Genomic DNA, 9657 nt, shown 5'->3' with positions numbered 1-9657 from the left:
GCCAGGCCATCAGGGGCGATGTCCGGGCCGATGCCGACGGGCTCGGCCGAGGGCGAGGGCGAGCGGGCGCGCCGGCGCGGGAGCCGCCATCAGCGGTATTCGATGAGCGCGGACTTCCTCAGCTCGGCGATCATCTTCTTCGATTCGGCCGTGAACTGGGCGGTGCTCAGCTGGTCCTTGATCTCGCGCTTCTGGGAGCTTTCGCCGCGCACCTGGGTCTTGTTGCAGACCGCGAAGGTCTCCACCCCCGACTGGCTGACCTCGGGCGGCGTGAGGCGGCCGATCTCGGTCTTGTCCAGCAACTGGCGCAGGCTGGCAGGCATCTCCGAGGACAGGCGCATGATGGGCTGGCGCACCACCACCTCCTTCATGCCCTTCACCGTTTCCAGGCCGGCCTCGCAACTGGTGAAGCGCTGGCGCAGGGCATTGGCCTCCTGCAGGCGGGCGCCGTGATTGCCGCCGGTGCGCGGCACCACGAAGACGATGGGGTAGAGGGTGTATTCGGTGGCGACCAGCTCGGTGGCGCCGCGCATCTGCAGCGCGGCGATCACGTCGGAATCGCGGATCATGGTGGTGCCGGCGCGCCCGCGCACATACTGGCTCCACACATAGTCGGCCACCAGCTTGTCCTTGAAGATGCGGGCGTCGAGGCCGCCTTGGGCGAAGCTGGCGGTGAGCTCGGCGGCGGTGCGGCCGGAGCGCTCGGCGACGCCGGCATACATGCGGTCGATGTCTTCCTTGTCGACGGTGGTCTGCAGCCGGCGGATCTGCTGGGTCTTGATGCGGTCGTCGATCAGCTCGTCCAGCGCCTCCTTGGCGCTGATGGACTTGCGCTCGATCAGCTGGTGCAGGCGCTGGCGCTGGGTGACATCGTAGGAGGTGATGGGGTCGCCGTTCACCACCACCACCACCTTCTGCGCCGCGGCGGGCGTTGCCCAGGCGAACGCGGCGAGGAGGGCGGCGAAGAGAAAGCGCATCATATACGACATGGTGCTTCCGCGAGTTGGGGCGCGCAGAGCGACGATCCGGGTTGACCAAGGAGCTTCCTGATCAGGATGCTCTCCGTTCCTGGCGGCAATGGGGCCACGCCAGCGCGCGGCTCGGTCCGGCAGCCAGCGTTGTTCTGACATCAAATGCGCCGGGACGCCACCCTGCGGCGCGATAAGCGCCGGGCGCGCTCGCCCCATCGTGATCGCCCCATCGTGATCGCCCCATCGTGATCGCCCCGATGCGCTCGCGCCGTTGCGATCGCCGGATCGCGACCGGGCGCGCGCCGTTCGCGGCGAGGCCGCCGGGGCTCTGCCGCCGCAGGGCGTCGGGCGATCAGTCGCCGCCGAAGGAGGTGGAGAAGCCGCCCTCGCCGAGCGTGCGCAGGCCGATGCGGACCGTGACCTTGGTGTCGGGCGGCGCGTTCGGGCCGTTCAGCGTGTAGTCGGTGATGTAGTTGAAGGCGAGCGTGAAGCAGTCGTCGATGTAGCTGAGGCCCACCAGCGTGTAGTCGAACGCGTCCTGGCCGATATTGTAGCGCACCGCGCCCTTCACCGACCAGTTGTCGGTCAGCTTGTAGCTGCCGTTGGTGAGGATGCCCTCGCGGCGCTCGTAATAGCCGAGCAGCGGCTGGGCCTCGTAGCGGCCGTAGATCGCCGACACCTGCAGGCGGTCCACCTCGGCGCGGCCCTGCAGCTCGAAGCGCTGCATGGAGAAATTGCCCTCGTCGAAGCGGAAGCGCGTGGTCAGCTCGAGATTCTTGGTCGGCGAGTAGCTGAAGCGGGCGATGTAGTCCGAGGCGCCGGTCTCGAGGCCGGATTCGAGGCCGGTGTTGGCCATGTCGCCATAGGCGTAGGAATTCTTGCCGAACAGGCTGTAGGACTGGCCGATCACGGCGGAGAACAGGCCCGCCCCGTGGATGGCGGCGGTGTAGGTGATGCCCACATTGGCGCGGCCGCCGCCCTCGACCCGGTCCCAGCCGGAATACTTGCTGATCTCGAACAGGTTGGTGTCGTCGAACACCAGGCTCTGCGCATCCTCGTTCGGGAACTCGCCGATGGCGGTCTCGTTGGGCCGGATGATGATCTGGGCGCGCGGCTCGATGGTCTGCGTGCCCCAGCTCTCGGCGGAGATGAAGGGATAGCGGTAGTCGAGGCCGACCGCCGGCATGGCGCGGATCAGGTCCTCGCTGCCCGACTGCAGCGGGTTCTGGCCCGGGAAGGTGGGGCCGTAGGAATAGCTCAGCGGCAGCGGGCTGATATTGACCGAGGCCACGTCCACCCGCGCCGAGACGAAGGGCGTCCACATCTGGCCGATGGAATCGGTTACGGTCTTGCGCCAGTAGAGCTCGGCGGACAGGCGCGTATAGTCGCCCGGCGCGCCGCGCAGCAGGCATTCCCTGGCATTGGGGTTGGCAAGGGTGCAGGCGCCGGTGGGCACGCCGATGGCGCCCACCGCTGAAGTGGCCGCGGAGGTGCCGATGAAGTCGGCCTGATCGCGGCTGAGGGTGGTGAGATTGACCTTGACGCCCGCCTCGCCGCCCCACAGCGCCTTGTCGAACACCTTGTTGTAGTTGAGCGTGCCGACGATCGGCAGGCGGTCCTGGTCGTCGGTCACCGACAGGCCGAGGAAATAGAGGCCGCGCAGGTCGAAATACGAGCGGTCGCCCTGGCCGGTCAGATAGGCGGTGGAGACCTGCTCGGTCTTCGAGAGCGGCACGAGATTGTAGTCGCGCAGGAACGTCCGGTCGGAGACCAGGGTCGCGTCCCAGCCGATGGTCCAGAACTGGTTGATGGCGAAGGCGCCACTGCTCTGCACCGCGCCGCGCTCGTCGCGATAGCCGGGCAGCGGCTCCACCACGCCGTTGGAATAGACGTTGAGGAACGCGTCCTTGTCCTGCTGGATGATGCCGGCGGCGCGGATGGTGTAGCTGCCGTTGATCAGGCGCTGGCGCCACTCGCCCTGCATCAGCACCCCCTGCTGCGTCAGGTAGGTGGGCGTGATGGTCATGTCGCGGTCCGGCGCGATGTTCCAGAAGAACGGCGTGCCGACCCCGTAGCCGAGCTGGCTCGAGGACAGGAACTCCGGCATCAGGAAGCCGGTCTTGCGCTTCACCGTCGGGTCCGGCGAGGACATGTACGGGAAATAGGCCACCGGGAAGCCGAAGAATTCGACCGTGGCATCCTGGTAGTAGACCATCTGCTGGTCTTCGTTGTGGATGATCTTCTTGGCGCGGATCTGCCACAGCGGCGGCTTGCTCGGGTCGTCCTTGCACGGCTCGCAGGCGGTGTAGGTGCCGTTCTGGAAGACGGTGACGTTGCCTTCCTGGCGGTCGGCGCGGGCGGCCGTGAAATGCGTCTTGTCGGGGGTGTCGAGGCGCAGAGAGGCGACGAAGCCTTCCTTGAAGTCCTGGGTCAGCTGAAGGTTGTCGGCGGTGACGATCTTGCCGTCCTTCTGCTTCATGCGGACGTTGCCCTCGGCCACCAGCATGTTCGCCTTGCGGTCGAACACGACCCGATGCGCCTCCAGGGTGGAGCCGTCATAATAAATCTGGACGTTGCCGACCGCCGCGACCGTATCCTTCTGGTAGTCGTATTCCATCTCGTCGGCGGTGACGAGCATCTTCTGATTCGGGTCCACCTTCGGCGCCGCCATGAGGCCGGACGCGCCGCTGCCACCCCGCGCCTGCGCGGCGGCGGGTGCGGTCCCGGCCAGGGCCAGGACAGCGAATGCGGCAACCCCCGCGAGCGCGAGAAATGCCGTCCGGCGCAGCCCCTTACGGCGCACCGGCTGGCATTGCCCGGCGTCGGGGAAGAACCCGACCGTCATCCGTCCTCCCTGTGCAGAAGAATGAGGACCCCCATAAAAATCCCCGCGACCGCCGGAAACCACGCTGCGGCAACGGGATGAACGATGCCGGCCTCCCCGAGATCCTCGGCGAGCTTGGACCCAACATAAAGCAGAAAGCCCGCCGCGACGCCACCGAGAATCGTCTGGCCCACACCGCCGAAGCGGAACACCCTGAGGCCCACCGATGCGGCAATCAGCACCATGGCGATGAGCAGAAACGGCCGGGCCAAAAGGCTCTGGAGCTGGAGCCGGTAGCGCGTCGCGCCGAAGCCCGACTGTTCCGCACTGCGAATGGCGCCCGGCAGTTGCCAAAAGGACACGGTCTCGGGGGCCACCAGGGAGTCCTGGATCTGGTTCGGATCGAGGTTGGTGGCGACGAGATAGGTGGGAAAGGTCTGGAGATCGAATCCGGGCACCAGGACCCGCGCGTCGGAGAGCGCCCATACGCCCTCGCCGAGCGTGGCGGTGCGGGCCTCCACCCGTTCGATCAGCTTGTCGTTGGCGTCGAACTCGTAGATCACCACCCCGGTCAGCACCCGCCCGCCTTGCTGCGAGGCGGCAGCCTGGATGATGGACTGGCCGTCGACGCTCTGCTGGCGCACCCAGAACTCCTTCTTGTCCTGGGTCAGCGAGAAGGAGGTGGAGCCGAAGAACTCGCCCTCCATCTGGTTGGCGCGCTCCTTGAAGTCGGCGGAGAGGGGATTGAACACGGTGGTGGCGAACACGCCGATGGCGAACGCCACCAGCACCGGCGGCAGGATGAACTGCCACACCGAGAGCCCCACCGCCCGGGCCACCACCAGTTCGAGCCGGCGGGAGAGGAGCACGAAGGTGGCGATGGCGCCGAACAGCACCGCGAACGGCAGCAATTGCTCGGTGAAGGCGGGGGCGCGGTAGATGGTGACCAGCGCCACCAGGCCCGTGGTCACCTGCTCGCGGTCCGCCGTGCGGCGGGCCATCTCCAGGAAGTCCACCAGCATGATGAGCGCGACGCACGACAGGAAGATCATCGCCACGGAGGAGGCGAACCGGCGCGCAAAATAGAGCCCGAGGGTGCGTCCGATCATGGGGTGGCGGCGGCCGGACCGCGGGCGAAGCGCGCCCGGATGGCGTCGAGCCCGTTCAGCAGCCATTGCGGCGCCGAAAGGGAGATCCAGCCCTGAAGCACCATGGCGCACAGGATCACCGTGACCACCGGCAGGGCGTAGATCAGCGGCACGGCGATGACGTGCGCCTTCAACTGGCCGGCAATGGCGAAATTGCCCGCCTGCACCGCCGCCATGGCGGGAATGATGGCGGTCAGCGCAAGGCCGCGGCTCTGGCGCGTGGTGCGCGGCCGGGCCAGCGCCGCGGCGGCGATGGCGAAGAAGGCGAACGGATAGAGGCCGGCCGACAGGCGCTTGTGCACCTCCTCGCGGAACCGGCCGGGGGTGTGGACCAGGAACGGGTCGTTCTTGGGCGGGTCGAGCACATAGGCGAACGAGCGCTCCATGGGGCGGATGAGATCGCCCCTCGCGCTCGGCGCCAGCGACGACAGGTCGAAGGCGTAACGCTGAAACTCCACCACGGAGGTGCTGGCCGCCTTGTCGCTGCCGCGGCGATGAATGGACCCGTTCTCCAGCACCAGGAAGATGCCCGCCTCGTTCTCGACGATCTGGCCACGATCGGCGAGATAGGTGGAGATCTCCTTTACGTCGCGCCCGTCATTGATGAACACGCCGTGCATCACCCCGTTCTGCCCGCGTTCGCGCACGTGAAAGACGAGGCCCTGGGTGAGGTTCACGAAGCGCCCGGGCTGGGCGATGAACGACACCACGTCGGCGCGCACCCGCGAGACCTGCTCGCGGAACCCGGACAGGCTGGCCGGAACCACGTCGATGGCGAGGATCTCGCAGAACAGGGAGACGATGAGCGCCAGCAGCGCCAGCGGTCGCAGCAGCCGCCAGTGGCTCATGCCGGCCGAGGCCATCACCACGATCTCGCTGTCGCCGTTCAGCTTCAGCAGAGTGTACGCGGTGGCAATGAACAGCGCCGCGGGCGCGATCACCAGCACCAGGGTCGGCATGGTGAGGCTGGTGATGGCGAGGAAGGCGATGATGGTCTGGCCCTGGCTCGTCACCAGATCGAGCTGGCGCAGCGCCTGGGTCACCCAGATCATGCCCGCGAGCACCACCACGACCCCGAGGAGCGCCACGGTGGCGGTGGACAGGATGTAGCGGTCGAGACGGCCCATCAAAATTCGCCTTGCAGCGCGGAGCCGCCCCCCGCTCGCAAATGATCGGGCCACTGGATAGCCCGAAGCGCCTGACGGCGCAATTTCCTCATTTTAATACCTCTAGAATACGGACCGATCCGCGCGGGCCATGGCGGAGCGCGGCATCATCGGGGCGAGGCCGCGTCCGCGATCAGGCCGGCACCGGCTTCGGCGCGGCGGCGCCGACGGTGGCGAGGGCGAAGGCGTAGACGCGGGCGACCTCGTCCAGCCGGTCGAACCGCCCCGCCGCCCCGCCATGGCCCGCCTCCATGTTGGTGCGCAGCAGGATGGGGGCGCGAGCGGTGGTCTCGTGCCGCAGGTGCGCCACCCACTTGGCGGGCTCCCAATAGGTCACGCGCGGGTCGGTGAGCCCGGCGAGCGCGAAGATGGCGGGATAGCCCTGCGGCCGCACGTTGTTCACCGGCGAATAGGCGAGGATGCGGCGGAACGCGGCCTCGTCCGCGATCGGGTTGCCCCATTCGGGCCATTCCGGCGGGGTCAGCGGCAGGCTCGCATCCAGCATGGTGGTGAGCACGTCCACGAACGGCACCTCGGCGACGATCCCCGCGAACAGGTCCGGCCGCATGTTGGCCACCGCCCCCATGAGCATGCCGCCCGCCGACCCGCCATGGGCGACGATGCCGTCCCGGCGCGCGAAGCCTGCGGCGACGAGATGCTCGGCGCAGGCGATGAAGTCGGTGAAGGTGTTGGTCTTCCTGTCGAGCTTGCCGTCCTGGTACCAGCGCCAGCCCTTCTCGGTGCCGCCGCGGATATGGGCGATGGCGTAGACGAAGCCGCGGTCCACCAGCGACAGGCGCGTGGTGGAGAAGCCCGCCGGCATGCTCATGCCGTAGGCCCCGTAGCCGTAGAGCAGCAGCGGCGCGGTGCCGTCGAGCGGCGTTCCGGCGCGGTAGAGCAGCGAGACCGGCACGCTCTCCCCGTCCGGCGCCGTGGCGAACACCCGGCGCGTCACGTAGGCCTCGGGGTCGTGGCCGCTCGGCACCTCCTGGCGCTTCAACAGCGTGCGGTCCCTGCTGTCCATGTGATAGCGCCACACCTCCGCCGGCGTGGTCATGGAGGCGTAGGTGAAGTGGATCTCGGCGGTGTCGAACTCGAAGCCGCCGTCGAGCCCCAGCGCATAGGCCTCCTCGGCGAAGCCCACCGCGTGCTCGGCGCCGTCCGCGAGCGTGCGCACGACGATGCGGGGCAGGCCGGCCTCGCGCTCCAGCCGCGCCATGTGATGGGCGAACAGGGTGAGGCTCAGGATCATCCGTCCCGGCACGTGGGGCACGAGATCGCGCCAGTGGGCGCGCTCCGGCGCCGCCGTGGGCGCGGTGACGATCTTGAAGTCCTCGGCGCTGTCCGCATTGGTGAGGATGACGAGACGGTCCGCGCCGGAGAGGTCCGGATGGTGCTCCACCTCGTAGCGCACGCCGGGCGTGCGCGCGGCGACGCGGCGCGGCGTGGCGGCGGGGTCCGCGAGGTCGATCAGATACACCTCGGAGGTCTCGTGGTCGCCGCAGGCGATGAGGCCGAAGGCGCCCGACTGGGTCTCACCGAGGGAGACGAAGAAGCCCTTGTCCGGCTCGTCATAGATCAGCGCGTCATCGGCCGGATCGCTGCCGATCCGGTGGCGGAACACCTTGGAGGGGCGATGCTCCGCGTCGCGGCGGATGTAATAGAGCGCCGCGCCGTCCGCGCTCCAGACCAGGTCGCCGGTGGTGCCCTCGATGCGGTCGGCAAGGTCCGCGCCGCTGTCGGCCTCGCGGATGCGGATGGAAAACAGCTCGCCGCCGGTCTCGTCGGCGGCAAACGCGATGCGTGCGTGGCCGGGCGCGTGGCGCCAGTGGCCGAGCCGGAAATAGGCCTTGCCCGCCGCCTCGGCATCGCCGTCCACCAGGATGGTTTCGGCGCCGTCCCCGCGGGCCGGCTTGCGGCACACCAGCGGATGCTGGCCGCCCTCGCGGTGGCGGCTGAAATAGGCGAAGGCGCCGTCCGGCCGCGGCACCGAGCTGTCGTCCTCCTTGATGCGCGCGCGCATCTCGCGCACCAGCGCGTCCTTCAGCCCTTCCAGCGGCGCGAAACAGGCCGCCTGCCACGCATTCTCCGCCTCCAGATAGGCGCGGATGTCGGCGTCGAGGACGGACGGGTCACGCATGACCTCGCGCCAATTGTCGGCGCGCAGCCAGGCATAGGGATCGTCGAGGGTGACGCCGTGATGGGTGACGGGAGCGCTGCGGCGCGCGGCGCGGGGCGGCTCAGGCGCCGTCACCCGCGCCCCCCTGATCGAGGGCGAGGTCGAGCGCGGTGCCGTTCATGCAGAAGCGCAGGCCGGTGGGCGCGGGACCGTCCGGGAAGACATGGCCGAGATGGCCCTCGCAGCGGGCGCAGCGCACCTCGATGCGGCGCATGCCGTGGGACACATCCTCGTGAGTGACAACGGCATCGGGCGAGACCGGGGCGAAGAAGCTCGGCCAGCCGGTGCCGGAATCATACTTGGCGTCGGAGCGGAACAGGGGGGCGCCGCAGGCGGCGCAGGAGTAGAGGCCCTTGCGCTTCTCGTCCCAATAGGGGCCGGTGAAGGCGCGCTCGGTGCCCTGCTGGCGCAGCACGTGGAACTGGGCCGGGGTGAGGCAGGAGCGCCATTCGCTCTCGCTGCGCACCACCTTCTCCGTCTCGGGCGCGGAGGGCGCACGCTGGGCGTCGACCATGGGGGACCTCGCTTGCGTTTTCCCTCAGGTAGATATCGCGCCGCGCGCCCGCAAGGTGCCAAGGGCGCGCCGGCCGCACGCCATCCCCCGGCCTTCGCCGGCGGGCGATGGACCGGTCGAGACGGCTCGGTTTGACCGGAACGCGCTCCGAGGCGGTCCGACGAGGACTTGTGCGCAGAGAGTGCTGGCGGGACCTGGCGCCAAAACCGTGAAGACATGCAAAGATGAGCAGCGAGTTGCGGCGAAATCTACTTGCAATCGGTAAAACTCGACCATAAAACGCCCGCGTGCCTGATCAATCGACTGCGCCCGCGTCGCGCGGCAGGCCTTGATGCGGGGCGCGGCGCGGGGCGGAACTGCGTTCGAGCGTCTTTTTTCCTGATCGGTCAACATGCTCGAAGAAAGTACCATGAACGATATCACGGAAACCAACAGCTATATCGAACTCGCGGCCGACATCGTCTCCGCCTATGTGAGCAACAATACGGTTGCCACGGCGGACCTGCCGGCCCTCATCAACGAGGTCTACGGTGCGCTGCAGCGCGTCTCCAAGGGCGAGGACGAGCCGGCCGCCGAGCCGCTGAAGCCGGCGGTGCCGATCAAGAAGTCGGTGATGCCCGACTTCCTCGTCTGCCTGGAGGACGGCAAGAAGTTCAAGTCGCTGAAGCGCCACCTGCGCACCCAGTACGACATGACCCCCGAACAGTATCGCGAGAAGTGGGGCCTGCCCGCCGACTATCCCATGGTGGCGCCCAGCTATGCCGCTGCGCGCTCGGAACTCGCCAAGCAGATGGGCCTCGGCCAGCAGCCGCCGCCGCCGCTGAGCGCCGCCGCCCCGGGGGCTCGGCCGCCGCG

The 9657-nt window shown here is 68.4% G+C and carries 7 protein-coding genes; 1 reads left to right on the top strand and 6 read right to left on the bottom strand.

Going from position 1 to position 9657, the window contains the following annotated elements; translation table 11 throughout:
• Positions 1–89: 89 nt before the first annotated feature.
• The 6 genes from AC2W7M_RS13195 to msrB all read right to left on the bottom strand — a co-directional run bounded on the left by AC2W7M_RS13195 (position 90) and on the right by msrB (position 8802).
• Positions 90–980: a peptidylprolyl isomerase gene (locus tag AC2W7M_RS13195; RefSeq protein ID WP_486132742.1), complete on the bottom strand. Its 891-nt coding sequence runs from the start codon at positions 978–980 to the stop codon at positions 90–92.
• 343 nt (positions 981–1323) lie between these two features.
• Positions 1324–3816, bottom strand: a complete 2493-nt coding sequence (locus tag AC2W7M_RS13190) for an LPS-assembly protein LptD (protein ID WP_486132741.1) — start codon at positions 3814–3816, stop codon at positions 1324–1326.
• Positions 3813–4904, bottom strand: coding sequence for an LPS export ABC transporter permease LptG (gene lptG / locus AC2W7M_RS13185; RefSeq protein WP_486132740.1), 1092 nt, complete (start codon positions 4902–4904; stop codon positions 3813–3815). The genes AC2W7M_RS13190 and lptG overlap by 4 nt, the downstream gene beginning before the upstream one ends.
• Positions 4901–6070: an LptF/LptG family permease gene (locus AC2W7M_RS13180; protein WP_486132739.1), complete on the bottom strand. Its 1170-nt coding sequence runs from the start codon at positions 6068–6070 to the stop codon at positions 4901–4903. The genes lptG and AC2W7M_RS13180 overlap by 4 nt, the downstream gene beginning before the upstream one ends.
• Before the next feature lie 172 nt (positions 6071–6242).
• Positions 6243–8363 carry a S9 family peptidase gene (locus tag AC2W7M_RS13175; protein WP_486132738.1) on the bottom strand — a complete coding sequence of 707 codons (2121 nt, stop codon included), beginning with the start codon at positions 8361–8363 and terminating at the stop codon, positions 6243–6245.
• Positions 8350–8802, bottom strand: a complete 453-nt coding sequence (gene msrB / locus AC2W7M_RS13170; RefSeq protein WP_486132737.1) for a peptide-methionine (R)-S-oxide reductase MsrB — start codon at positions 8800–8802, stop codon at positions 8350–8352. Before msrB ends, AC2W7M_RS13175 begins: the two co-directional genes overlap by 14 nt.
• 409 nt (positions 8803–9211) lie before the next feature.
• Between msrB and AC2W7M_RS13165 the strand changes: the two genes are divergently transcribed.
• The coding region (locus AC2W7M_RS13165; RefSeq protein ID WP_486132736.1) for a Ros/MucR family transcriptional regulator at positions 9212–9657 on the top strand (446 nt) is incomplete at its 3' end.

The organism is Xanthobacter sp. BG11Y11_SDJG, from assembly GCF_057364445.1.
Note: the sequence above shows the minus strand (reverse complement) of the source record. Positions and strands in the feature narration are given on the sequence as shown.